The organism is uncultured Pseudomonas sp. (assembly GCF_943846705.1).
Lineage (GTDB): Bacteria > Pseudomonadota > Gammaproteobacteria > Pseudomonadales > Pseudomonadaceae > Aquipseudomonas.
This window is the reverse complement of record NZ_OX044366.1, coordinates 1471354-1497102: the sequence shown is the minus strand read 5'-3', so window position 1 is coordinate 1497102 and position 25749 is coordinate 1471354. Positions and strand designations below refer to the sequence as shown.

Here is a 25749-nt window from a genome sequence, read left to right as displayed (position 1 = left end):
TTGTGTGACGGGGAGCGACATGTCATCTGTTTCAGGAAAAAAGCTGCTGATCATTGCCATCGCCTGTGGCGTGCTCGCGGCCTTGTTGGGCTGGGCTTATCTCAAAGCCAAGGAGTCGCAATACAAGGCCGCGTATCGCCCGGTGAATCAGGTCAAAGTATCAGTGGTGGTGCCCAAAGCCGACATCGGCAAATCGCAGACGCTCAAGCGTGAGCAGGTTGCCGCACTCGATGTGCCTAGCGAGTACCTGCCCTCCAACGTGGTGATGGCCGAGGACTGGCCGCGCCTGGAGGGGCGCATGGCCATCATGCCGTTGCAGGCCGGTCGGCCGATCACCTGGGATGCGATTGAGCAGGATGGCGTATCGCGTTTCTCCGAGAACGTTGAGCTGGGCAAACGCGTCAAGACAGTCAAAGTGAACAAGATCAACTCCTTCGACGGCATGCTGCGTCCGGGCGACCGCATTGATTTGTTGGGCAGTTTTTCTGCCGGCGATGTGGGCCTGCAGCAGCAACCCAACTATGCCGACGGCGTGGTCATGACGGTACTGGAAGACATCGCCGTGCTGGCGGCCGGGCGCGAAGACGCTAATGGCCGCAAGTACGAGAACCACTACGACCGCAGCACGCCTGACGGTTTCAACATGAATTTCTCCACCCTGTCGCTGATGTTGACCCCCGCCCAAGTAGCCCGGGTCGAACTGGCGGAAAAATCGGGCGAACTGATCGCCGTGCTGCGCCACCCAAAGGACACCAGCAGCGCCAGCCTGGGGCAGACCACCGTCTCCAGCCTGCTCGACCCACCGCCGGTGGAAACTGTCGACGTCGTGCTAGACGCCGATGGCAAGCTGCTCGGGCGCATCGTTGGCGACAACATCGTCGACGCCAACGGCAAGATCATCGGCAAGATCGTTGACGGCCAGGCCATTGGCCTTGATGGCAAGGTCATGGGCCGCATCGTGCGTGGGCTGTCGCCAGACGACCCGATTTTACGCATGCATGAAAGGGCCACAGTGGTGCGTGATGCCCAGGGCAATGTGATTGGCCGGGTGGTCGATGGCAAGGTGGTCGATGCCAGTGGCAATGCCATCGGTACCGTCGTAGACGGCAAGGCGGTCGGGCTGGATGGTTCCAGCCTGGGCCGGGTGGAAAAAGACGTGGCGCTGGATGCCGAAGGCCGGGTGATCGACATGCGCGGCTCACAGGTGCAAGCACAAGCCGCCGCTCAGGGCAGCGAGCGCCTGGTGGTCCGTGACCCCAGCGGCAAGATCATCGGTTTTATCGTCGGCGATGAAGTCCATGACGCTAACGGCAAGGTCATCGGCAGCTACCGTGACGGCAAGGCCTATGGGCTCGACGGCAAGATCCTTGGCAATGTCGGTACTGCCCTGTTTGATGCCGACGGCAACCTTATCGGCGAGCTTGGCGAGGTGGTGCGCAATGCCGACGGCAAAGTCATCGGCACCATCGTCGATGGCAAGCTGGTCGATGCCGACGGCAAGGTACTCGGCACCGTTAAAGACGGCCAGGTTGTCGATGCCAGCGGCAAGGTACTGGGCCACGTCGAACAGGCCATGCTCGACGCCGACGGCAAGGTCATCGCCGATGCCGCGCGCGTGGTCCGCGATGCTGACGGCAAGGTGATTGGCAGCGTCGTCGGCAACGACATCATCGACGCCCAGGGCCGCAAGGTCGGCAGCGTTAAGGATGGCCAGGTTCGCGACCTGTCCGGGCAGGCCATCGAAGGGGCCAATGTCAGCCTGCACAAAGATGTCGCCCAAGTCGTGCGCGATGCCAACGGCAACATCATTGGCACGCTGCGAGGCAACACCGTGTACGGCAGTGACGGCAAGGCAATCGGCACCCTAGTCGACGGAAAAATCATCGACGCCAACGGCAACGTGCTCTATCGCGGTGTCACCGTGGGCTTAGAGCCGCCGCATAGCGGCACCACCGAAAAGAAAAAACGTAGCGATGCCACGCGGATGATCCAGTTCATCCCAGGGGGCACTGGCAAGGAAGGGGTTATCCCGGTGCAGACCTTGCGCCTGGAATAACTGGGCAACTCCGTGCCGGAGTCCCGGCACGGAACACCGCACATCTACGAAATTCGCTGGGGCGACAATGAACATTCGACGCGTATTGGTTTTTTTCTGTGCCATGTGCCTGAGCGCTTACGCCCAGGCCAACGAGATCCCACCCTCCATCGTGCTGTATGACGGTGATGTCAGCGTACTCAAGGCACCCGGAATCGAGCGGGTAGCTGTGGGTGATGTAGAGATCATCAGCGCCACCCTGCTGAAGAATGAAGAGGTGGTCATTACCGCGCAGAAGCCCGGCGAAACCACCGTGCAAATCTGGTTCGAGGATGAAACCCGCCAGCAAATGAGTGTGGTGGTAGCCAAAGCCAATGGTTATCGCCAAGTTAGTGAGCTCAAGGCGCTGCTCAACGATATTCCAGGTTTGAAAATTCGCACCGTAGGCCGTCAGGTGGTACTGGAAGGCCGCTTGAGCGGTGAATACCTGGCCCGCGCCAAAGAGGCGGCGAAGTTCTACGACAATGTGCTGGTATTGGCCGAGGAGCAAAGCGGTGCCGCCACCAAAGCCGACTCCGCGCAAGTACTGGCGGAAGTCCAGGCCATGCTCGGGCAGATTCCCGGCATCAAGATCAAATCGGTAGGCCGCCAGATCATCATTGATGGTGACCTGCACCAGGTCGACATGTCGCGTATCGAACTGCTCAAAGAGCGCTATCCGGATGTGCTGGTACTGGCCCAGCCGATGTCCGAATTCCTCGCACCAATGATCTACTTCGATGTACGCATCACCGAGTTTGCCAAAGACGATGTGGAAGAGCTGGGGGTTAACTGGAGCACCAGCATCAATGGCCCGACCCTGGCTTTCAACGCCGACGGCGGCACCAACAAGCTCTACCGCGGCCAGTTCCCTAGCAGCAGTGGCACCTTCGACACCTTGAACCAAGTTGTCGGAGGTGCCGGCTCACACGCTTACTGGGGTATCGCCAGTGAATTGACATCGCGCATCAACCTGCTGGAGAAAAATGGCTCGGCCCTAACTCTCGCATCGCCACGCCTCGGAGCTCGTAGCGGCGGCAAAGCCGAGCTGACGGTCGGCGGCCAGGTGCCAGTGGTCACCAGCAGCATCAACGGCCCATCGGTGGAGTACAAAGATTACGGCGTGCTGCTCAACATCGAACCACAGCTGTACGGCAACGAGCACATTGCAACCCGTGTACTCGCCGAAATCAGTCAGGTCGACAAGGCCAACCAGGTCGGCGACTACCCAGCATTCAAGACCCGGCGCACCGAGAACGAGGTGCAGCTAAAGGTCGGTGAAACCTTAGTGCTTTCTGGCTTGGTCTCCGAAGACAGCCAAGCCACGATCGAAGGCATCGTCTGGCTCAAAGATCTGCCGCTTATCGGCTCGCTGTTCCGCAATAAGAGCGCCAAGAACAACCGCACCGAACTGGTGATTTTCATCACCCCGCGCCTGATGACCAATGGCCCTGACTCGCCGACCGCGCAAGAACAAACGCGCATGAACAACATGGTCGAGCGCTATCAGAAATCCTTCGGCTCCATTGAGCTTATCGACTGAGGCGGCCATGTTCGAAATTGAAATCACTTACAAAGACGGCCAGCCGGTCGATAAGTTGACCTGCGCCAGTGCGTCTTGCGAGTTGGGCAAAGCACGCACCGGGCTGGTTCGCTTGCGCGGCTGGAAGGTCGCACCAACCCATGCGCGCATCGAACAATCGCTGGCCGGCTTGTTTGTCGAAGACGTCAGCAGGGGTTATGAGGTACGGGTCAACGACAAACCGGTGAGCCGCCATGGCCCCCTGAACCCAGAGGATATTATCGCCATCGGCGGTTATCTGCTCCGCGTGCGTTCGCTGATCCAGCCACTCAGCGAGGACACGCCGGAGGCCGTGCTGGCTCCGGACACCCCAGAGGTTAATAACGACAGTCACCTGGCTTACATGGAGTGGTCGCAGTTCATTCAAGCCGAACTATTCCGCGCCCTCGACCTGCGCCGCATGAACCTCGACAGCATGGGGCCGGAAGAGGTTCGGGGGATTCTCTCCGAGCTAATCGACGGGCTGATCGAGCAGGTACTCGCCCGCCTCCCGGCCAGCGTCAAGACCGAAGTGCTGCGCAAGATCGTACTGGATGAAGCCGTGGGCCTCGGGCCGCTGGAAGATCTGCTGGCCGACAAGAGCGTCAGCGAGATCATGGTCAACGCCCACGATGATATTTATGTCGAACGCAGCGGCCGCCTGGAGAAAACTCCGATCAACTTCAGCTCAAACGCCGCTGTGCTGTCGACCATTGAGCGGATTATTTCCCCGTTGGGTCGCCGCATCGATGAAAGCTCTCCAATGGTCGATGCGCGCCTGAAAGATGGCTCGCGGGTCAACGCCATCATCCCGCCGCTGGCGCTACGTGGACCGTGCTTAACCATTCGCAAATTCTCCGAGAAAAAACTCACCACCGACGACCTGCTCAAGTACGGCTCAATCAACGAGCCGATGGTGGAATTTTTACGCACGGCCGTTGAGCAGCGCATGAACATCGTAGTGTCTGGTGGTACTGGCTCGGGAAAGACCACGCTGCTGAACATTCTGTCCAACTTTATCCCGCTAGAGGAACGTGTGGTCACCGTCGAAGACGCCGCCGAACTGAAGCTGGTGCAACCCCACGTGGTGTCGCTGGAGGCCCGTCCGGCCAACATGGAAGGCAAAGGCCAAGTAACCATCCGTGACCTGGTGCGCAACTGCCTGCGCATGCGCCCCGACCGCATCGTGGTCGGCGAGTGTCGGGGCGGTGAAGCACTGGACATGCTGCAGGCGATGAACACCGGTCACGATGGCTCACTGACCACCGGCCACGCCAACACTCCACGCGACATGATGCGCCGTCTAGAGGTAATGGTGCTGATGGCGGGCATGGACCTCCCCGTGCAGGCCATCCGCGAGCAGATCGCTTCGGCGGTGCAGATTATCGTCCAGCAAACCCGTTTCGGTGATGGCTCGCGGCGCATCACCAGCATCACCGAAATAACCGGTATGGAACAAAGCACCATCCTGCTCAATGAGATTTTCAACTACCAGCAGCAAGGCTTCGATGAGAATGGCCGGATCAAAGGCTACTACCACGCAACGGGGCAGGTCCCCGAGTTTTACGAGGAGCTGAGCAAGCGCGGCATCGGGGTGAACATGGACATCTTCCGTTCGGTGCCGCGCAATGTCTGAATGGCTGCTGTACCTCAGCGCTGGATTGATCGCCGTGGCCGGCTTTGCCCTGGCCATGCTGCTGGCTGAAAAGGTCGGCGATAACCTGGAGTTTTATCGCAGCCAGTTTTCGCGCAATGCCGAGCTGGAAATGGCCGACATGTTTATCTTCGCCAGTGGTCGGCAGATGTTTATCGTCAATGCCATGTTGTTGGTGCTGGTGCCACTGTTTTTGCATGCGGTGTTCCAGATCACCCTGGTCACCGTGATCGGCGCACTGCTCATGCTGTTCGTGCCCAAGTTGTTGCTCAACCAGATGAGCAAAAGCCGCCTGAGGAAATTCGAAGAGCAGTTACCCGATGCCTTTATGCTGCTGTCCAGCAGCCTGCAATCCGGGGCCAGCCTGAACATGGCCTTGGAGAACGTGGTGCATCAGTCACCGCCCCCCCTGAACCAGGAGTTCGGCTTGCTGATCAAGAACATCCGCCTGGGGGTAACCCTGGAGGATGCTCTACTCAAGCTGGAAAAACGCCTGCCGCTGCCCTCGTTCATCATGGCCAGCTCGGCCATCCGCATCAGCCGCGAAGTCGGTGGCAACCTAGTGGAAACCATCAATACCATGGCCGCCATGCTTCGCCGCAAGCGCGTGATGGAAGGCAAGATCGACAGCCTCACCGCTCAGGGCAAGGCGCAAGGGGCGTTTATGGCGATGCTGCCGATATTTCTCGCCCTGATCCTCAGCGCGATCGAGCCCGAGGCCATGAGCCAGCTCTACACCACTCGCAATGGCCTACTCGTGCTGACCGTGATGATCATCATGGAAGTGCTGGGCTTTGTCTTCATCAGAAAAATCACCCGGATCGACGCCTAGACCATGAACGAAATCCTTGTTCTGCTCAGTAGCGCCAGCCTGGGCATCACCGTCACCTGCAGCCTGCTGTTGCTGATCTCACTGCTGTCACTGCTGCCGGAAGAAAACCGCGCCTACATGGATCCGGTGCCCGGTTGGATTCGGCCAATCTGGCCGCTGGTACGCCTGGTCAGCCATCACTTTTGCAGCAACCTGTCGCCACGCATCATGGACTGGCTGGATATACGCCTGCAGAAAACCGGCGCCCTTTATGTGCTCACCGCCGAAGACTTCCTGGCGCTGTGTATCACCATGAGCCTGCTGCTGCCGGCTCTGGCAATCCTGCCTATGGCCAGCGGCCAGAGCGGCATCATCTGGTCGGTAGTGCTGTTGATGGCCGCCATGGGGGGCGCCCTGCCGGTGATGTGGATCAGCGATACACACAAGCGTCGCGATCGCGACATCATCCGCAACCTGCCGGTATTCCTGGAGTACCTGACCATGTGCGTGGACGCCGGCCTGAACTTCCTCGGTGCCCTGCAGCAGGCGGTGGACAAAGGTCCGAACGGGGCGATGAAAAACGAGTTCCGCATCGTTCTGCGCGACATACGTTCCGGCCTGCCACGCGCTGAAGCCCTGACGCGCATGGAGCAGCGGGTCAACCTGAAAGACGTGTCAACCTTCGTACGCTCGGTGATCCAGGCCGAAAAAATGGGTAGCAGCCTGCGCAACACCTTGCAGATCCAGGCCCAGCAACGTCTTGAAGAGCGCTTTCAGCGTGCCGAGAAAACCGCCATGCAGGCCCCTGTGAAACTGGTTATCCCGCTGATCATGTTCATCTTCCCGCTGACCTTCGTGATCCTGCTGTTCCCTATCGTGGTCAAATTCATGGGTGAAACCTGATGCCCTGCCAACTGATCCGTACCGATGGCAGCCAACAGCCTCTCGCGCTTGAACAAGCCATCAGCCTTTGGCCGCGACTCAAGGGGCTACTCGGCCGTAATCGGCTGCCCCCCGCCCAGGGGATTTGGCTCAAGCCCTGCAACTCGGTGCATTGTTTATTTATGCGGTTCAGCATCGACGTGCTCTACCTCGACGCAGCGCAGCGCATCATCGCCATCCGCGCCGACCTCAAGCCTTGGCAACTAAGCCTGTGCTGGCCGGCCAAAAGCGTGGTCGAGCTCGCCGCAGGCGAATGTCAGCGTTTAAGCATCACTATTGGAGATCAGATTCAATGCGTGTCCTGAGTATTGCTGTATTAGCCCTATGCCTGGGCGGTTGTGCTGGCCTGCAACCAAAAAACCAAATGCTCGAGCTGCAACAGCAAGCCGATACCGCCTACGCCCAGGCGCAATATGCCCAGGCCAGCGAGCTGTATCGTCGCCTAACCGTGAAGTTGCCCACAGATGCAGGGGTGCGCTATCAGCTGGGCAACAGCCTAGCGCGCCAGGGCGATAACCTCGGAGCGATTGCCAGTTACCGTGATGCATTGGTGCGCGACCCGCAGCATGCCCGCAGCTGGCATAACCTGCTCCAGGTTCAGCTGCGTGAAGCCACGTTGACCGCTGCCGAGATGCAGCGCTATCTGAGTGCGCAGACCCCGTATGCCGAGCGGGCCCTGAAGCGTGCCGAGCAGTTGCTCGATGTGTTCCACGCGACGGAGTAACACGTATGCGCAGGCACTCTCAATCGGCCCAGGCCATGGTTGAATTTCTGATCATCATTCCGGTGCTCATCCTGCTGATTTTCGGTGCCGCGCAAGCGGCATTCATCTATTCAGCGAAGAATGGACTGAACTACGCAACCTTTCAGGCCGCGCGTATCGGGGCCATGAACCATGCCCAGTACAGCGATATTCGCCGTGGTTTGATCCGGGGCATGTACCCAATGTTCTCTCGGGTGAAGGATGAGCGCATGAAGTACACGGCCACGGAAGCAGACAACTACGTGCTCATCACCCGTGTCAGCCCTGAACAGGCGAGCTTCGATGCCTTCGCCGAAGAGGTCGACACGCTTGGCGTGCAGGCCATCCCCAATGACAACCTGATGTTTCGCTCCACCCAACAAACCCCGGTATCGATTCAGGACGCCAACCTGCTCAAGCTACGGGTGCAGTACTGCATGCGTCTGATCGTACCCATGGTCGAACACATTTTAAGCTCGGCCTCACGCTTCAACACCGATCGGGTTGCGGGCAGCTTCAATGAAGTATCAAAGAGAAACCCGGATTACGCCGACATCTGCGCAGCCCGTAATGGCTTCATCATTACCGCCGAAGCGACAGTGCGTATGCAATCGGCGGCAATTAATGACGCCGAGTACTGCGGTGCCGGCAATAAAATGCATTGCCCTTAGTCAGCCTAACGCTGAGCCTCGTTCATTCGTAGGCTTTTAGTGAGTCTTATATCCTGGCAACCACGCTCGAACCTCGGCATAGGGATAATCTTCCAACGCCGCGAAACCGCTAATCTGACGCGCCTTGAGCTTGGTAAACAGCGGCACACTAATGCCGCAGAGAAAGCGCGTCAGGCACTCGCCGCTCGGTTCGCCACCTTTCACTTCCTGATACTTGCGCACAAAGCTGTCACACAGCTCATCCAAATTTTTCTCGCTTAACGGCGGCAACGCTGGCGGCGCCGGCAGATGGGCAATCTGCCCGCGGCACACCGAACAATGCCCGCATTGCTGCGGCGCGTTGGTATCACCGAAGTAAGCAGCCAATCGCTGACTCAGGCACTGCTCGCTGGCAAACAGGGCGAGCATGGCGTGAATCCGGCGGATTTCGCTGGCCTCTTGCTGGCTGAAATAACCGTGCAATTCGGCGCTTAACGCCAGCGGGTCAAAGTCGGGGTCGAGCAGCGCATAGACCTCGGTCATCTGCTTACTTTCCAGCTCGATCCAGGCTTTTTCCTGAAAGTAATCCAAGGCCTTGATCACCCGCCCGCGCTCGGCCTGATGCTGCTGATAGAGCGCGTCGAAATCCACCGTGCACCAGGTGCGTGCGCGCTGCGAGGTGTTGATCAGCGCCTCGACAAATTGCCGGCGTTCGCCGTCGAACTTGGCCAGTAACGCCTCGGGTTCCAGCAGGTATTTGAAGCGATACTCGGCGAAATAGGCATAACGCGGGGCAATGATGCCGCGCAGCTCAAGCTGCACCAGCAGGGTTTTCAGCGGCAACTGGCGGATATTGCTCTGCTCGCTCAAGGCATTGAGCATCAGCTCCCACTCGCCGTTCTGGCTGCTACCCAATAGTTCATCGAGCACACAGCGAATGCCGTCCAGCTCCGGGGTATCGCCGTAAACGAAGTTTTCCAGCACGTTAAGGCTGTCGCGGTTGGCCAACACCAGGCAATCGGAGGGCTGTCCATCGCGCCCGGCGCGGCCTATTTCCTGACTGTAGTTCTCGATGGACTTGGGCAGATCGAAGTGCACCACATTACGAATGTCACTCTTGTCGATACCCATACCGAAGGCGATGGTGGCGACGATGCAGTTGATCTGCCCGGCCATAAACTGGCGCTGAATCGCCTCACGCGCCTCATGTGGCATGCCCGCGTGGTAAGCGCTGGCGGCAATACCACCCTGGCTCAGACGCGCGGCCACTTGTTCGGCGGTCTTCTGCTGGGTCACGTAAACAATGCTCGGCTGCCCGGCCTTGGCCCCCAGCCACTGCTCTAAGCGGCGCTGCTTGTCGGCACCGCTGACCGGTTCGACCAGCAGGTTAAGGTTGGCGCGGTAGAAACCGGTGGTGACCACATCGTCCGCCGCGATGGCGAACTTCTTCTGCATGTCGGCGATCACCGGCGGCGTGGCCGTGGCGGTCAGCAGCAACACCTGGGGAATAGCGAACTGACGCTGGTAGTCCGGCAGCTTGAGGTAGTCCGGGCGAAAGTTATGGCCCCACTCGGAGATGCAGTGGGCCTCGTCAATCACCAGCAGGGAGATCGGCACCTGAGCGATAAAGTTACGGAAGCGTTCGTTTTTCAGCCGCTCGACCGAAATCATCAGAATCTTCAGCTCACCAGACTTGGCCTTGCTCATCACCGCACTGGCGTCTTCACGGCTTTGCGCCGAATCAATACTGGCCGCGCTGATACCGCGAGCATGCAGAAATGCCAGCTGATCCTGCATCAACGCCAACAGCGGCGACACCACTAGGGTCAAATTCGGCAGATGCAGCGCCGGCAACTGGTAGCACAGCGACTTGCCCGAGCCAGTCGGAAAGATCGCCGCCGCCGATCGCCCCGCCAGCACGGCGCTGACCACGCGCTCCTGACCGGGGCGCAGTTGCTGAAAACCAAACACGCGCGCAAGGGTACTCATAGCGGTTACTCCATGGACCGCGTCTGCGGTAAACAACGATTAAGACCTACAACCTGCCGGGCTATTACTAATCCAACTAACAGCACTCGCTGCAGTGGCGTACAGTCAACTCATGCAGGCAAAGAAAGGAGACGAGTATGCAGGTATCTGGTTTAAACGGCAGCTTGCCGGTTACCCACTGAATCGTTCAGCAATGCCAAATGGCTCCGCCCGGTCACTCAGAGTAGCGACCGCAAACAGCGGGCTGATGAGTAAAGCGGTTGGTAACAGTAACGCTCGCCGTAGTGCTACAGACCAAAGGCTAACGCCGCCATACAACTCGAAAGCCCCAGCGACGCCCGCGACATATCGACACCTACCTGGCAGTAGCCAGCCATATGCACGTCGACAGCCACGGATACCGACGCCGGAAATCGCCTGAGTTGCCAACCCGTTAAACCTATTGGTCAGATCGACCACATAGCAACACCAGAGGCCGTGCTAAGCGGCCACCTAAGCAAGATGCAACGCAACGTAGACCACGTGCTCAATCTGCTAGCAGATACGCACAAAAAGCCGCCTCAGGGCGGCTTTTCCGTTTCTTGTTACATCAGCAAAGCACTGTGGCAGTGAGCGTTAACCGCGCCGATACGACAGTAACCGCCCCAGCAAAGCCCCTCCGACCGTTACCGTTTCGATTCCCGGGCATAAAAAAACCGCCGATGAAGGCGGTTTTTTCAGCGCAATGGCTACAGCTTAGAGCTGCGGACCGGCATTGCGGATGGCGTCGGACACATCGAACTTCTTGAAGTTCTCAATGAACAGACCGGCCAGGCCTTTGGCGGCTTCGTCGTAGGCGTTCTGGTCTGCCCAGGTGTTACGCGGGTTGAGCAGGTTGGTTTCAACGCCTGGCACCGACGTTGGCACGCTGAGGTTGATGATCGGCAGTTGCTCGGTTTCAGCACCGATCAGCGCGCCGCTCTGAATCGCCGCGATCACGCCGCGGGTAGTCGGAATGTTGAAACGCTTGCCAACGCCGTAGCCACCGCCAGTCCAGCCGGTGTTAACCAGATAGACCTTGGAGCCGAAGCCACGGATACGTTTGATCAGCAGCTCAGCGTATTCGCCAGCCGGACGCGGGAAGAATGGCGCGCCGAAGCAGGTGGAGAAGGTCGACTTGATGCCGCCGCCGCTGCCCATTTCGGTGGAGCCAACCAGCGCGGTGTAACCGGAGAGGAAGTGATAAGCCGCTTGCTCTTCGTTGAGGATCGACACTGGCGGCAGTACGCCGGTCAGGTCGCAGGTCAGGAAGATCACCGCATTCGGCTCGCCGCCGAGGTTCTTCTCGCTGCGCTTCTCGATCAGCTCCAGCGGATAGGCCGCGCGGCTGTTCTGGGTCAGGCTATCGTCGGCATAGTTGGGTACGCGGTTCTCGTCGAGCACGACGTTTTCCAGCACGGCACCAAACTGGATGGCTTTCCAGATAACCGGCTCGTTCTTCTCGGACAGGTCGATGCACTTGGCGTAGCAACCGCCTTCGATGTTGAACACCACGCCCACGCCCCAACCGTGCTCGTCGTCACCGATCAGGTAACGGCTCGGGTCGGCGGACAGGGTGGTCTTGCCAGTACCGGAGAGACCGAAGAACAGGGTTACGTCGCCCTCTTCACCGATGTTGGCGGCGCAGTGCATCGGCAGCACGTCGGCGTCCGGCAGCAGGAAGTTCTGCACGCTGAACATGGCCTTCTTCATCTCACCGGCGTAACGCATGCCAGCGATCAGGACTTTTTTGGCCGCGAAGTTGATGATCACGCAACCATCGGAGTTGGTGCCGTCACGCTCGGGCACGCACTCGAAGTTGGCCACGTTGAGTACTTGCCACTGGTCTTTGCCCGCCGGATTGAACTGCTCCGGGTTGATGAACAGGCAACGGCCGAACAGGTTCTGCCACGCAGTCGCGGTGGTCATCTTGACCGGCAGGTAGTGCGCATCGGCAGAACCTACATGCACGTGGGAGACAAAGCTGTCCTGGGCATCGGAGAACGCCTGCACGCGGTCCCACAGGGCATCGAACTTGTCGGCTGGGAACGGACGGTTGATCGCGCCCCAGGCGATTTTTGCCTCGGTGCTCGGTTCTTGCACGATGAAGCGGTCAGCCGGCGAACGACCAGTGCGATGACCGGTGCGAACAACCAGCGAGCCATTAGCGGCCAGCTCGCCTTCACCGCGACGAAGGGCTTCTTCGACCAGTTGAGCGGCGCTGATGTCGGTGTGCACGGCGTTGTTGGCTTGCGTCATGTGGGTCCCCGTCGGCCATGCGGCCGAGTCTTCCGAACGTTTTGTAGTAGAAAACAGAGCACTACTACAGCGAAAAAAGTGCGCCGGATTATGCCAGAAAAGCACGCTGCAGGTGCAGCCTCTGATCAGATCTTCACGGCGCTGTTTGCGGCTATTTGTCTCAGTGGCGCGTATCTGACGGCTCGTCACTGCTGCCATCGATGAACAGTTGCAGTATATCGGCCGCATCAAACAGGTAGCGCTCGTTGCAGAATTGGCAGTCGATTTCCACGCTCCCGCCATGTTCCTGCACCAGCGCCTCAGCGTCGGCCTGACCGAGGCTGATCAGCGCACGGCCGGAGCGCTCACGCGAGCAACTGCAGCGGAACTGCAGCGCGCGCGGTTCGAACAGTCGCAATGTTTCCTGGTGATACAGACGATGCAACAGCGTTTCGTTATCCAGGCCCAGCAGCTCTTCAGGCTTGACGGTGTCGGCCAGAGCCATGGTGTGCTGCCAGCTGGCTTCGCGCTCATCGGCGTCCGTCAAGCGGTCGGCGGGCAGTTGCTGCAGCAGCAGACCGCGAGCCCCCTGACCGTCTGCGCAGAGCCAGAAGCGCGTGGGCAACTGCTCGGAGGTGGCGAAGTAGTTAGTCAGGCAGTCGGCCAGGGTTTCACCCTCAAGATCGACGATACCCTGATAGCGCTGCCCGGCTTTCGGGTCGACGGTCATGGCCAGCACGCCATCGGGCATCAGCTCAGACAGGCTGGCATTGGCGGCAATCTGCTCACCGTGATAACGCGCAATACCACGCAGGTCGCCTTCGTTGGAGCACTCAACCATCAGCAATGGCACCGCGCCAGAGGAGCGCGCCTGGAGAATCAGCAGCCCCTCGAATTTTAACGTGCCGATCAGCAGGGAGGCCGCCGCAAGCAACTCACCCAGCAGCTGAGCGACCGGTTGCGGGTAGGTGTGTTTGGCCAGCACATGGCTGTAACTGTCGGTCAGGCCGACCAGTTCACCGCGGATGTCGCTGTCGTCGAACAAGAAGCGTTGGGAAAAATCAGACATGCCAACTTCACTGAATGTGACTCGGCCCGCGATTTTAGGCGCAAACGCCCGCCCGACCAAGCGCCTCTTATCTATCAGCCTGGTCGGCACACGCTATCGCTGGCTACGCGCAGCACAATCCGCGACCAGCGGCCGGGCAAATCTTTGCAATCGCCAGACAGAATCCCTAGGATTCCGCCGCCTTAATCCCTACAGATGACAAGGACGCCATTGCATGAACCACTCCTTTCTCAACGAACAATGGCGCACTCGGCCATTGCTCGCCTGCCATATTGTTGCCCTATTGCTGCTTGCCAGCTGGTTGTGGATGCCCAGCCGCGCGCTGTGGGATGAGTTCGATCTGCAATTTTTCGCCCTGCTCAATCAGCCGGTGCATGACGCCGGGCTGTGGGCGAAAACCTGGGCGATTGGCAGCATGCGCCCAGTCGACATGGGCGTTGGCCTGCTCATGCTGGCGGTGATGCTCAAGGCCGACCTGGTGTTCAGCGGCGCGCAGGTGCGCAAGGCGCTGTATGCCTTCCTGGCGACGCTATTCGTCATGTTGCTGTTTCGCGTCGGCTTCGCCGAGCTGGTCAAACTGATGGGCTGGCAGCGCCCGAGCGCATCCTTGGTGGTGGAAGGTGCGGCACGACTGACCGAGCTGTTCCCTACCTGGGAAAACCGTTGGAACATGAAGGACAGCGCCACCCGCAGCTTCCCCGGCGATCACGCCTCGGTGCTGCTGATTTGGGCGATGTTTATGAGCTTTTTCGCGCGTAACTGGCGCTTGCTGTTGGTCTGGGTAATGGCCCTGGTGTTTATGCTGCCGCGCTTGGTGGCAGGCGCGCATTGGGGCTCGGACGCCCTGGTTGGCGGCGTATTCCTGGCGCTGCTGGGCCTGGCCTGGGCCTGCTTCACCCCCTTTGCCTGCAAGGCCAGTGAGTGGCTGGAGGCGGCCACTCAACCGCTGACGCGCGTGCTCGGCAAACTGCCGCTGCTCGGCCGTTTAAGCATCATCAGCGGTCGCTAGCCTGACCTGACGGCGGTTTGCCGCGTGCAACCGCCGCCGCTTATTCCTGATTACCGTGAAACTGATGCAGTTGCCGCCGCTGCTTCTTACTCGGCCGGCCATCCGTCTGCATACCCAGCGCGCCGGCCTTGCGCTGCGCCGCCGCCTGTTCACGACGCTCGACACTGTCAGGCGTTTCGGCATACAAGGTTTGCGCTTCAGGCGCACCACGGCGCACCGCCGACAGCGCCTGCACGACCACGCTGCGCTCATCGAAACCACTGCGAATTACGTAAATATCGCCGATTTTCGGCTCTTTACCCGGCTTGCAACGCTCGCCACGGTGATGCACCTTGCCGCCTTCGATAGCCGCCTTGGCCAAGGCGCGCGTCTTGAAGAAACGCGCGGCCCACAGCCATTTATCCAGGCGCACCTTATCGTCATCTTTATCGCTCATCGCATCCTCGTGGCTCACGCTGCACAGGCGGACATTTTGCCTGATGCAGTTGTCATAAGGGCCAACTAGAATGCGCGCAATTATGACGGATGGGCCCTTTGAAGACTTTTGACCAACTTGGCGTGATCGGCCTGCGCGAATGGATCAACCTGCCGCAACTGGGCATGGTCGGCCTGCGCGCGAAGATCGATACCGGTGCCAGCACGTCCTGCCTGCATGCCAGCGATATCCAGCCGTTCGACCGTGATGGCGAACCTTGGGTGCGTTTTACCGCACACATCGGCACCCTGGTACAACGTCGTCACCGCTGCGAGGCGCAACTGGTTTCAGTGAAAACCATCAAGAGCTCCAACGGCCACAGCCAGTCACGCTATGTCATCCGCACTAACCTGACCCTGGGCGAGCGCGAATGGCCGGTGGAGTTCACCCTGACGTGCCGCAAAACCATGCGCTACCGTGTGCTGCTAGGCTCCAAAGCGTTAATAGCCGGGCAGTTGCTGGTCAACCCTGCGCTGACCTACGTACAAAACAAACCCATTCTTGCTGACTCATCTGGTGCTCAATGAAGATCGCTGTGCTGTCGCGCAACCCGCGCCTGTATTCCACCCGCCGCCTGGTCGAAGCCGGCCAACAGCGCGGCCATGAGATGGTGGTGATCGACACCCTGCGCGCCTATATGAACATCGCCAGCCACAAGCCGCAGATCCACTACCGCGGCAAGCCGCTGGAAGACTTCGACGCGGTGATTCCGCGTATCGGCGCGTCGGTGACTTTCTACGGCTGTGCGGTGCTGCGTCAGTTCGAGATGATGGGCGTATTTCCACTCAACGAATCGGTGGCGATCGCCCGCTCGCGGGACAAACTGCGCTCGCTGCAACTGCTGTCACGGCGTGGCATCGGCCTGCCGGTGACCGGTTTCGCCCACTCCCCGGATGACATCGCCGACCTGATCGACATGGTCAACGGCGCTCCGCTGGTGATCAAGGTGCTGGAAGGCACCCAGGGTATCGGCGTGGTGCTGTGTGAAACGGCGACCGCGGCCGAGTCGGTGATCGAGGCCTTTATGGGCCTCAAACAGGACATCATGGTGCAGGAATACATCAAGGAAGCCGGTGGCGCGGATATCCGCTGCTTCGTGGTCGGCGACAAGGTCATCGCGGCCATGAAGCGTCAGGCCAAGCCCGGCGAGTTCCGCTCCAACCTGCACCGTGGCGGCAGCGCCAGCCTGATCAAAATCACCCCGGAAGAACGCATGACCGCGATTCGTGCGGCCAAGGTCATGGGTTTGAGCGTGGCCGGGGTGGATATCCTGCGCTCCAATCACGGCCCGCTGGTGATGGAAGTCAACTCGTCGCCCGGCATGGAAGGCATCGAAACCATCACCGGCAAGGATGTGGCCGGCATCATCATCCAGTACATCGAGAAGAACGGCGGCCCGCACCTGACCCGAACCAAGGGCAAGGGCTGAACCTCACAGCTGCAGTTGCGCTGGCGCCTGTACCTGCAACTGCGGTTCCAAGTGCTGCGCCACCCAGTGGATAAAGTCGCCCTCGGTCAACGGCCGACTGAAGTAATAGCCCTGGCCCAATGAGCAGCCATGCTCGCGCAGATAATCAAGCTGTTGCGAGCTTTCGATACCTTCAGCGATGCATTCCAGCCCCAGGTTGTGGGCAATCATCAGAATGGTTTGCACCATCATCAGGCCGCTTCCATCTTCGCCGTCCATGTCCCAAGTAAAGCTGCGGTCGATCTTCAGACGATCCAGCGGCAAGCGCTTGAGGTAGGTCAACGAAGAGTAACCGGTGCCGAAGTCATCAATCGCGAAACGAATGCCCAGCGCTTTGAGCGCCTGCATATTACTGATGCACAGCTCAACATCCTCCACCAACACCCCCTCGGTGATCTCCAGCTCCAATGCCGACGCCGGCACCTGATGGCGCTGCAGGCACTCCCTGACGCGCTTCACACAGCCGGGCTGACGCAACTCGCGCGGGCTGAGATTGACCGCCAGGACCAACTGCGGCCATTGCGGTAGCCAACGCGCCAGCGCAGCACAGGCTTGCTCCAGCACCCAGACACCGAGCTCCTCGATCAGCCCGGTCTCTTCCGCCAGTGGAATAAAGTCGTCGGGCGCAATCTCGCCGCGCTCGGGGTGCACCCAGCGCAACAACACCTCGGCGCCGGCAATGCGCGCGCTGGCCAGGCTTATCTGCGGCTGAAACACCACATGCAACTGGCCACGCTGCACAGCCTGGCGCAAGTCGTTCTGCAATTGCAGGCGCTGGTCGATGGCCGCCTGCATCTCCGGAGCGAAGAAGTGCAACGCATTACGGCCGCCCTGCTTGGCTTGATACATGGCAGTGTCCGCCTGTTTCAGCACATCGGCGGCCACCTCATTGCCAAACGGATGCAGGGCAATGCCGATACTGGCACTGATGGTTAATTCATGGCCGTCGACCCAGCAACTGCCGAGCAGACTTTTCAGCAGTTTTTCTGCCGTGATTGCCGCCGCTTTGGCCGCCAGTTGCGGGTTGCTGTCGAGCCCCTCAAGCAGCACCACAAACTCGTCGCCGCCCATCCGCGCCAGCGTGTCTTCGGCGCGCAAGCTACTGGCCAGACGCACGGACACCTCACGCAGCAGGCCGTCACCGACCAGGTGCCCCAGACTGTCGTTCACTGTTTTGAAGTGATCAAGGTCAATAAACAGCAGCGCGCCCAACGTGCGCTCACGCAGCTCACGGTCCATCGCGTGTTGCAGGCGATCGAGCAGCAAGCGTCGATTGGGCAACCCGGTGAGTTCATCGCTAAAGGCCAACCGCTCAATTTCGCGCTGATAACGCTGGCGGTCAGAGATATCGGTGATGCTGCAGCGAATCATCGCCGGCTCGCCGGGCATCAATACCAGATGCACCTCGCAGGGGATCTGCCGGCCTTTGCTGTCAATGATCAGCCAATCGAATACCGGTGCTTCGCCGGCCAGTACTTGCTCGAAGTAAATCTTGCCCAATTCGGCAGTCAACTGACCATCTACCTGCTGGCTTTGGCTCAGGTCAATTACATGCTTACTGGCGATTTCTTCGCGGCTATAGCGCAGCAGACGCAGGGCATTGTCGTTGCATTCGACCACTTTGCCTTGCAGATCAAAGAGCATGATCGCTTCGGGCGCATTCTCAACAATGGTGCGATAACGCGCCTCGGCCTGCAGGCGCTGGCTGATATCTTCAACCAGCAGCAGGAACATCAACACTCGCCCCGTGCTATGCCGCACCGCACGCAAGCTGACTCGGGTATGCACCAGGCTGCCATCGACACGCCGAAAGCGCTTCTCCAGCTCGAAGCCTTCGCGCTCGCCGTTGAGCACCTGGTCCAGCAGCGGTTGCTCGCTCAGCAAGTCCTCCTGCAGTGACAAGCTTTCCCAGCTACAGGCCATTAACTCGTCACGGCCACGCCCGAGAATACTGCACAGCTTATGGTTGACCTCCTCCCAGGCGAAGCTCTGACTGGTCAGGGCCATGCCGATCAACGGTGCCTCGAAGAACAGCCGCAGGTGCTCATCCCGCTCGCGCAGTTGCTGCTCCGCATGCTTGCGCGCACTGACATCCTGCAGCGCCCCATACACCCGCACCAGCTCAGCCCCATCGCGCTCGCTGACGCCGCGAATCCGCAACCAGCGCGCGTTACCCTTGGCCGTGAGCAAACGCACTTCAATATCGAAGTGCTCTAACCCATCAACCAGTTGTTGCAGAACCTGTTCAGCGAGCACCCGCCCACTGGCATCCAGATAGCTCAAGGTTTCTTGCAGGTCTGGGGTGCCATTTCTGGGGTCCAGCTCGTAGATGCGAAAGCAGCCAGGGCTCCAGTCCATGGTCTGTTGCGCCACATTCAACACCCAGCCACCCAGGTCGGCGATGTGCTCGGTCTGGCTGGACAGGAAGCTCTGCTTGAGCAACTCCTCGCGCTGTGCGTGCACTTGGCTTGCCAGTTGTTCGCGAGCGGTCACATCGCTCTGGATGGCGACGTAATGGCTAATGCCCAACTCATCACGCATCGGCGCGAGGGTGAGCTCACTCCAAAACGGTTCGCCGTTCTTCCGGTAGCTGCGCACGACCACATCGCAGCCCGTGCCTTCGCGCACGGCTTTGCGCAGGCGACTCAGCGCCTGCTGTTGCTGGTCAGCGCCGAGCAGAAAGCCCCAATTTTTACCCTGGATCTCCTCACGGCTGTAACCCGTGACCTGCTCGAACGCGGGGTTGCAATAGATCATCGGCAAGGTCGGCTGCCGCGCGTCGGCAATAATCACCCCCAGCGGGCTGGCCTCAAAGGCTAGATTGGCCAGGGCCAGTTGCTGCTGTATTTGTGCACTGCGCGCCAGCGCCTGACGCAGATCACTGAGGCTACGCCCCACCAACAGCGCCGCGAGCATAAACAACAGCACACTGAAGTGCAGTTCCAAGCGCGGCGGACTGATCCAGGCCGCCGTATCCATCAAACCACTCAGCAAGGGCAGAATCAGCACCAGCAACACGCTCAGCAGTGCCCCGCAGACGCCTCCGGCAACCCCCCACACCAGCGCCAGGCCAAGCGCCATGACGCCGATAAGCGGCAAGTTGAGCGTCAACGGCAAGACCCCAAGCAGCCAGGGCATCCCGGCTAACAGCAAAAGCAGCAATGGCCAAGGCGGCAGCTGACGAAGTATTACCGGCACGTGCTGAGCGCCACTCAGCGCCGAAGTGGCTAACCAGCCTCGGCGACGCAGCATGGGCGTTAGATAAGCCAACAAGGGTGTGGCGATGGCTAGAGCGGTCAGGCTGTCGGCCAGCCACAGGGTCACGCTACCGGGTAGCAGCTCCGACGTTGCGGCATGACCGAGCACCCAGAGATTACCCTGTACCCCTAACGCCACAGGCATGGTGGGCAACAGCACGCCAAGTAGGATAAAGCGCGCCATATGACTGAGGTCGGGCAAGGCCGGATCAAACGGGCGCAGCCGCAACAACGCCCAGGCCAGCGCCACACCAAGGGTTTCCGGCAGGGCATAGAGCGCCGCCCACTGCCACTCCAGCCCCCACAACGGGATCGACAACAGGGCATTGAGGTACACCGCCAGCAGCACCCGCGGGCCCCACCACAGGGTAAAAACCAGGGCTAGAGCAAACGTCGGGTACCAGAGTGCTGCCCCGTGAGTGAACTGGGTAGCCAAGGATAGCCAAGTGGCCAGATGAAGCAGTGGCAGCGGCAGCAACCACGTCCATGGTGAAAGGCGTTCTGGAGCTGCAGGCATGCTGACCTCATGTCATGGCGCCGTTGAAGCATAGTTCAGCGTTACAGGCACAGCATGCCAGAGGTTTCTACACCGCGTCGCGCGGTAACAGCAAACCCAGCGGTAGACAGACCCGCGCCTCTAGTCCGCCGCCTGAGCGGTTGCGCAATTCGACACTGCCACCATGCAATGCAGCGATGCGCTTGACGATGGCCAGCCCCAACCCCGCGCCCTGGCCGCCACGGGCGCGGTCGCCGCGAATAAAGGGGTTGATGATGCTGCCCAGCTCAGCCGGATCAATCCCCTGGCCGCGATCGAGCACACTCAGCACCACGTAGGGCGCGCTGTGATCACCCGACAGCGAAACCGCCACCTCTACGGCATTGCCACCGTAGCGCAGGGCGTTTTCAATCAAGTTGACCAGCAAGCGTTTGAGCGACACCCGGCGCAGCGGAAAGGCCGGTACAGGCTCCAGGCACAGCCGCACCATTTCCTGCTTCTGGTTGTAGGGCGCGACCACTTCGCGGATCAGCTCAAGCAGATCGAGCTGTTCCAGCGGTTCGTCACGGCCATCGCGGATAAAGGCGAGGAACTGGTCGAGGATCGCGTCCATGTCCTCGATATCGCGCACCATGTCTTCGGTCAGCTCCGAATCGGTGTGCAGAAACTCCATCGACAGGCGCAGCCGGGTCAGCGGCGTACGCAGGTCATGCGACACCCCGGCGAGCATCAGCTCACGCTCGCGGGCGGCCTGCTCGACGTCTTCGGCCATCTGATTGAAGGCGCGGTACACCTCGGCCATCTCGCTCGGCGTATCACTGATCGGCAAGCGCACGCTACGGCCCTTGCCGAGTTGCCGGGCGGCAAACACCAGGCGCTTCAGCGGCGCATTCAGCTGGCTGACGAAAATCCAGGCGGCCGCCGTCGACAGCAAACCGATGGCCAGAAACCAGCCGAGCACGCTCCAGATGCGCTGGCCACGCAGCGGATGCGGGTAGAGCGGCACTTTCAGCCAGTCATCACCCAAAGCCGGCGCATGCACCCAGAGCGCCGGCGGGCTCTTGGCGCGCACCCTAACCTCGGTTTCCGGACCCAGCTCGGTCTGCATCTGCCGCGCAAAAATCTCGCTATACGGCCAGTGCTGCTCGGTGGCCGGCACCTGCTCATGCGGCACCCGCGTCAACCCGGCGGCCTCGGCAATGGTGGCGCGGTCTTCCGGGTCTGCCGCCCAATAGGCGCGCAAGGTCAGCGCTGCGCCGTGGCTGTACTGGCGGTCAACCAGCACGTCCTCGTTCATCATCAGATAAACCAGGGTCAGCGCCTTGGAGAACAGCACGACCACCAGCACCAGCCACAAGGTGCGGGCGAAGAAGCTTTGCGGGAACCACAGCGGGGTTTTCATGGCAGGTTATCAGGCCGTTGAAAAATGTAGGCGAGGCAGCCGAGGCAAGGCAAAAACAGGCGAGGAAGCGGAGTTTACGAGCTGTAAATGAGCATTCCGAGCCTGTTTTTAACGCCGTATCGGCAACGTAGGTAGTTTTTCAGCGGCCTGTTATTTATTACCGTCCGGCACAAACACATAACCCACGCCCCAGACCGTCTGGATATAGCGCGGTTTGGACGGGTCCGGTTCGATCAGCCGGCGCAGCCGCGAGATCTGTACATCGATGGAGCGCTCCAGCGCATCCCACTCACGACCACGGGCCAGGTTCATCAGCTTGTCGCGGGTCAGCGGCTCGCGCGCGTGCTGCACCAGGGCCTTGAGCACGGCGAACTCACCGGTGGTGAGCATGTGCACCTCGTCACCCTTCTTCAGTTCGCGGGTGGCCAGGGACAATTCGTACTCACCGAAGCTCACGCTTTCATCTTCGCTGCCCGGCGCACCCGGCACCACCGGCGCCTGGCGGCGTAGCACAGCCTTGATCCGCGCCAGCAACTCGCGCGGGTTGAACGGCTTGGCCAGGTAATCGTCGGCGCCGATCTCCAAGCCCTGAATCCGGCTGGCTTCATCGCCCTTGGCGGTGAGCATGATGATCGGCACCTGATTGTTTGCTTCGCGCAGGCGGCGGCAGGCGGACATGCCATCCTCGCCCGGCAGCATCAGATCCAGCACCACCAAGTTGAACAGTTCACGCGACAGCAGGCGGTCCATCTGCTCGACGTTTTCCACAGCGCGCACGCGGTAGCCCTGCTCGTCGAAGAAGCGCTCAAGCAAGCGGCGCAGGCGGGCGTCGTCGTCGACGATAAGGATTTTTTCGCCTTCAACAGGAAGTGCAGTGCTGCTCATTCAGGGCTCCTTGACCAGGCATCCGCCGGGCGCGGACGCGCTGGCAGTGTGCAATTGCCAGCATTATGGCTCAGGAGCCGCAGCCGACGTGCAGGCCATTGTTAGCAGATTTTTCCCAGTACGGTTCCCGGTGCACTGGCGGGCAGTGTTTATAATGCGCGGCTTTCGTGTCTGGCCCGTGGTCTGCGTGGCCGGTTTTTCGTATCCGTGTGGGTAGCTTTTTATATGCTCAGCATCAACAACCGCATCGCCGAAGAACTGGGCGTACGCCCGCAACAGGTCGCCGCCGCCGTGGCGCTGCTCGATGAAGGCTCAACCGTGCCGTTTATCGCGCGCTACCGCAAAGAGGTCACCGGCAGCCTGGATGACACGCAACTGCGTAACCTCGAAGAGCGCCTGCGCTACCTGCGCGAACTCGACGACCGCCGCGCCAGCATCCTCGCCAGCATCGAGGAGCAGGGCAAACTGACCGCCGAGCTTACCCGCGAAATAAATTTGGCCGAAACCAAAACCCGCCTCGAAGACCTTTACCTGCCGTTTAAGCAGAAGCGCCGCACCAAGGGCCAGATTGCCCTGGAAGCTGGTCTGGGCGAGTTAGCCGATGCCCTGTTCAACGACCCAAGCCTGACCCCGGAAACCGAAGCCGAGCGCTTTATCGACGCGGAAAAAGGCTTTGCCGATATCAAGGCCGTGCTCGAAGGTGCCAAGTACATCCTCATGGAGCGCTTTGCCGAGGATGCCAATCTGCTCGCCAGCCTGCGCAGCTACCTGAAAGACCATGCCATCCTCAGCGCCCGCGTGATCCCCGGCAAAGAAAACGAAGGGGCCAAGTTCCGTGACTACTTTGAGCACGACGAAAAATTCAAGGGCGCACCCTCGCACCGTGCCCTGGCGATCTTCCGTGGCCGTAACGAGGGCATCCTCAGCGCCAGCCTCAAGGTCGGCGATGACACCCCCGGTGCCATGCACCCCTGCGAGGGCATGATCGGCGAGCGATTTGGCATCAGCGCGCGCGGCCGCGCTGCGGACAAATGGCTGGGCGAAGTGGTGCGCTGGACCTGGAAGGTCAAGCTTTACACCCACCTGGAAACCGACCTGTTCGGTGAGCTGCGCGAAGGCGCCGAAGCCGAGGCGATCAACGTCTTTGCCCGTAACCTGCATGACCTGCTGTTGGCCGCCCCGGCCGGGCCGCGCGCCACCCTGGCGCTCGATCCGGGCCTGCGCACCGGCTGCAAGGTGGCGGTGGTCGACGTCACCGGCAAAGTGCTGGAAACCAGCACGGTTTACCCGCACGCACCGCGCAATGACTGGGACGGCACCCTGGCGATTCTGGCCAAGCTGTGCGCCAAGCATGCCGTTGACCTGATCTCCATCGGTAACGGCACCGCCAGCCGCGAGACCGACAAGCTGGCCGCCGAGCTGATCAAGAAGCTGCCAGGGCTGAATCTGACCAAGGTCATGGTGTCTGAAGCCGGCGCCTCGGTGTACTCGGCGTCCGAGTTGGCCGCCAAAGAATTCCCGGACATGGACGTGTCGCTGCGCGGCGCGGTGTCCATCGCCCGCCGCCTGCAGGACCCGCTGGCCGAGCTGGTGAAAATCGACCCGAAATCCATCGGTGTCGGCCAGTACCAGCACGACGTGTCGCAGCTCAAGCTGGCGCGCTCGCTAGATGCGGTGGTCGAGGACTGCGTAAACGCGGTCGGCGTCGATGTGAACACCGCCTCCGCCGCCTTGCTCGCGCGTATCTCCGGGTTGAACACCACGCTGGCGCAGAACATCGTCGCCTTCCGTGACGCCAACGGCGCGTTTAACAGCCGCGCCGAGCTGCTTAAGGTGCCGCGCCTGGGTGACAAAACCTTCGAACAGGCCGCCGGCTTCCTGCGCGTGATGAACGGCAGCAACCCGCTGGATGCCTCCGCCGTGCACCCGGAGACCTACCCGCTGGTGCAGCGCATTGCCGCCGATACCGGCCGCGATATCCGCTCGCTGATCGGCGACTCGGGTTTTCTCAAGCGCCTCGACCCCAAGCAGTTCACCGATGACAAGTTCGGCCTGGTGACCATCGGCGACATTTTGAGTGAGCTGGAAAAACCCGGCCGCGACCCGCGCCCGGAGTTCAAGACCGCCGAATTCCAGGAAGGCGTAGAAACCCTTAACGACCTTAAGCTCGGCATGATGCTCGAAGGCGTGGTGACCAACGTGACCAACTTCGGTGCCTTCGTCGACATCGGCGTGCATCAGGACGGCCTGGTGCACATCAGCGCGCTGTCGGAGAAGTTCATCAAAGACCCGCACGAGGCGGTCAAGGCCGGCGACGTGGTCAAGGTCAAGGTGATGGAAGTCGACATCCCGCGCAACCGCATCGCCCTGTCCATGCGCATGGGCGACACTCCCGGCGAGAAGGTCGAAGGCCCACGCGGCGGTGCACGCGGCGGTAAGCCGGCCGGCAATGCGCCGCGCAGCGAGCGCCATTCCAGCCAAGATAAGCCCGCCCCGGCCAACGGCGGCATGGCAGCGTTGTTTGCCAATGCCAAGCAGTTGAAAAAATGAGTGACTCAAGCTCTGCCGGCACCAGCAGCGCCTTTTCCCGCCTGCTCGGCCTGAATATTCTGCAGGTCGGCGGCGGCGAGGCACGTGTGCGCCTGACCCTCACCGACGAGCTGCGCAACTTACACGGCAAGCTGCATGGCGGTGCGCTGTTCTCGCTGATTGACACCGCCATGGGTCAGGCCAGCCACAGCCTTGGGGATGGAGGCCCGAGCAGTGTCACCCTGGAGTGCAAGATCAACTACATTCGCCCGGTTGCTGAAGGTAACGTGCTGTGCCACGCCAAAGTGCTGCACGCCGGTCGCCGCACCCAGGTGGTCGAAGCCGAGGTATGGCAGGAAGACAAGCTGATCGCCAAGGCGCAAGGCACCTTCGCCTGCCTCTGAGCCGCCATGACCAGATGCATAGCTGCGGTTAGCCGCAGCTATAATCCGCAGAACGGTTATCTGGGCCGGTGGCGCA

At 60.5% G+C, this 25749-nt stretch carries 20 protein-coding genes; 13 read left to right on the top strand and 7 right to left on the bottom strand.

Features of this window, described 5'->3' with window-relative positions; genetic code table 11:
• Positions 1 to 19 precede the first annotated feature (19 nt).
• The 8 genes from cpaB to Q0V31_RS07065 all read left to right on the top strand — a co-directional run bounded on the left by cpaB (position 20) and on the right by Q0V31_RS07065 (position 8455).
• Complete coding sequence (cpaB, locus tag Q0V31_RS07100; protein ID WP_298186152.1) at positions 20 to 2056, top strand: Flp pilus assembly protein CpaB; 2037 nt, start codon at positions 20 to 22, stop codon at positions 2054 to 2056.
• Positions 2057 to 2123: 67 nt separating this feature from the next.
• On the top strand, positions 2124 to 3617 hold the full coding sequence (locus tag Q0V31_RS07095) for a pilus assembly protein N-terminal domain-containing protein (RefSeq protein WP_298186148.1): 1494 nt from the start codon (positions 2124 to 2126) through the stop codon (positions 3615 to 3617).
• Positions 3618 to 3624: 7 nt separating this feature from the next.
• On the top strand, positions 3625 to 5271 hold the full coding sequence (locus Q0V31_RS07090) for an ATPase, T2SS/T4P/T4SS family (RefSeq protein WP_298186146.1): 1647 nt from the start codon (positions 3625 to 3627) through the stop codon (positions 5269 to 5271).
• Positions 5264 to 6121 (top strand): type II secretion system F family protein, encoded by an 858-nt coding sequence (locus Q0V31_RS07085; RefSeq protein ID WP_298186143.1) that lies wholly within the window; start codon positions 5264 to 5266, stop codon positions 6119 to 6121. The genes Q0V31_RS07090 and Q0V31_RS07085 overlap by 8 nt, the downstream gene beginning before the upstream one ends.
• 3 nt (positions 6122 to 6124) lie before the next feature.
• Positions 6125 to 7003 (top strand): type II secretion system F family protein, encoded by an 879-nt coding sequence (locus Q0V31_RS07080; protein WP_298186142.1) that lies wholly within the window; start codon positions 6125 to 6127, stop codon positions 7001 to 7003.
• Positions 7003 to 7347: a DUF192 domain-containing protein gene (locus tag Q0V31_RS07075; protein WP_298186140.1), complete on the top strand. Its 345-nt coding sequence runs from the start codon at positions 7003 to 7005 to the stop codon at positions 7345 to 7347. The genes Q0V31_RS07080 and Q0V31_RS07075 overlap by 1 nt, the downstream gene beginning before the upstream one ends.
• On the top strand, positions 7335 to 7766 hold the full coding sequence (locus Q0V31_RS07070) for a tetratricopeptide repeat protein (protein ID WP_298186138.1): 432 nt from the start codon (positions 7335 to 7337) through the stop codon (positions 7764 to 7766). The genes Q0V31_RS07075 and Q0V31_RS07070 overlap by 13 nt, the downstream gene beginning before the upstream one ends.
• A gap of 5 nt (positions 7767 to 7771) precedes the next feature.
• Positions 7772 to 8455: a TadE/TadG family type IV pilus assembly protein gene (locus Q0V31_RS07065; protein ID WP_298186135.1), complete on the top strand. Its 684-nt coding sequence runs from the start codon at positions 7772 to 7774 to the stop codon at positions 8453 to 8455.
• Between the two features lie 36 nt (positions 8456 to 8491).
• Here Q0V31_RS07065 and Q0V31_RS07060 read toward each other — a convergent pair whose 3' ends face one another.
• The 3 genes from Q0V31_RS07060 to hslO form a co-directional block, all read right to left on the bottom strand.
• Entirely contained in the window at positions 8492 to 10423 is a 1932-nt protein-coding gene (locus tag Q0V31_RS07060) for an ATP-dependent DNA helicase RecQ (RefSeq protein ID WP_298186132.1), read from the bottom strand.
• A 735-nt stretch (positions 10424 to 11158) separates the two neighbouring features.
• Positions 11159 to 12700, bottom strand: coding sequence for a phosphoenolpyruvate carboxykinase (locus tag Q0V31_RS07055; protein WP_298186130.1), 1542 nt, complete (start codon positions 12698 to 12700; stop codon positions 11159 to 11161).
• Positions 12701 to 12860: 160 nt separating this feature from the next.
• Positions 12861 to 13748 carry an Hsp33 family molecular chaperone HslO gene (gene hslO / locus Q0V31_RS07050; protein WP_298186128.1) on the bottom strand — a complete coding sequence of 296 codons (888 nt, stop codon included), beginning with the start codon at positions 13746 to 13748 and terminating at the stop codon, positions 12861 to 12863.
• A 214-nt stretch (positions 13749 to 13962) separates the two neighbouring features.
• On the opposite strand from hslO, the gene Q0V31_RS07045 reads away from it, so the two are divergent.
• Positions 13963 to 14757, top strand: coding sequence for a phosphatase PAP2 family protein (locus Q0V31_RS07045; protein WP_298186126.1), 795 nt, complete (start codon positions 13963 to 13965; stop codon positions 14755 to 14757).
• A 40-nt stretch (positions 14758 to 14797) separates the two neighbouring features.
• On the opposite strand, the gene Q0V31_RS07040 is transcribed toward Q0V31_RS07045, so the two are convergent.
• Positions 14798 to 15193 (bottom strand): S4 domain-containing protein, encoded by a 396-nt coding sequence (locus Q0V31_RS07040; RefSeq protein WP_298186123.1) that lies wholly within the window; start codon positions 15191 to 15193, stop codon positions 14798 to 14800.
• Positions 15194 to 15324: 131 nt separating this feature from the next.
• Here Q0V31_RS07040 and Q0V31_RS07035 point away from each other — a divergent pair, with 131 nt between their 5' ends.
• Positions 15325 to 15759: an ATP-dependent zinc protease gene (locus tag Q0V31_RS07035; RefSeq protein ID WP_298190944.1), complete on the top strand. Its 435-nt coding sequence runs from the start codon at positions 15325 to 15327 to the stop codon at positions 15757 to 15759.
• Positions 15756 to 16661 carry a 30S ribosomal protein S6--L-glutamate ligase gene (rimK, locus tag Q0V31_RS07030; protein ID WP_298186120.1) on the top strand — a complete coding sequence of 302 codons (906 nt, stop codon included), beginning with the start codon at positions 15756 to 15758 and terminating at the stop codon, positions 16659 to 16661. Before Q0V31_RS07035 ends, rimK begins: the two co-directional genes overlap by 4 nt.
• A 3-nt stretch (positions 16662 to 16664) precedes the next feature.
• Here the strand turns inward: rimK and Q0V31_RS07025 are convergent, their stop codons facing one another.
• The 3 genes from Q0V31_RS07025 to ompR all read right to left on the bottom strand — a co-directional run bounded on the left by Q0V31_RS07025 (position 16665) and on the right by ompR (position 22740).
• Positions 16665 to 20474, bottom strand: a complete 3810-nt coding sequence (locus Q0V31_RS07025) for an EAL domain-containing protein (RefSeq protein ID WP_298186117.1) — start codon at positions 20472 to 20474, stop codon at positions 16665 to 16667.
• 67 nt (positions 20475 to 20541) lie between these two features.
• Positions 20542 to 21855 (bottom strand): ATP-binding protein, encoded by a 1314-nt coding sequence (locus Q0V31_RS07020; protein ID WP_298186114.1) that lies wholly within the window; start codon positions 21853 to 21855, stop codon positions 20542 to 20544.
• Between the two features lie 150 nt (positions 21856 to 22005).
• On the bottom strand, positions 22006 to 22740 hold the full coding sequence (gene ompR, locus Q0V31_RS07015; protein ID WP_298186111.1) for a two-component system response regulator OmpR: 735 nt from the start codon (positions 22738 to 22740) through the stop codon (positions 22006 to 22008).
• Positions 22741 to 22965: 225 nt separating this feature from the next.
• On the opposite strand from ompR, the gene Q0V31_RS07010 reads away from it, so the two are divergent.
• Complete coding sequence (locus Q0V31_RS07010; protein WP_298186108.1) at positions 22966 to 25290, top strand: Tex family protein; 2325 nt, start codon at positions 22966 to 22968, stop codon at positions 25288 to 25290.
• Positions 25287 to 25673: a PaaI family thioesterase gene (locus Q0V31_RS07005; protein WP_298186105.1), complete on the top strand. Its 387-nt coding sequence runs from the start codon at positions 25287 to 25289 to the stop codon at positions 25671 to 25673. Before Q0V31_RS07010 ends, Q0V31_RS07005 begins: the two co-directional genes overlap by 4 nt.
• Positions 25674 to 25749 lie beyond the last annotated feature (76 nt).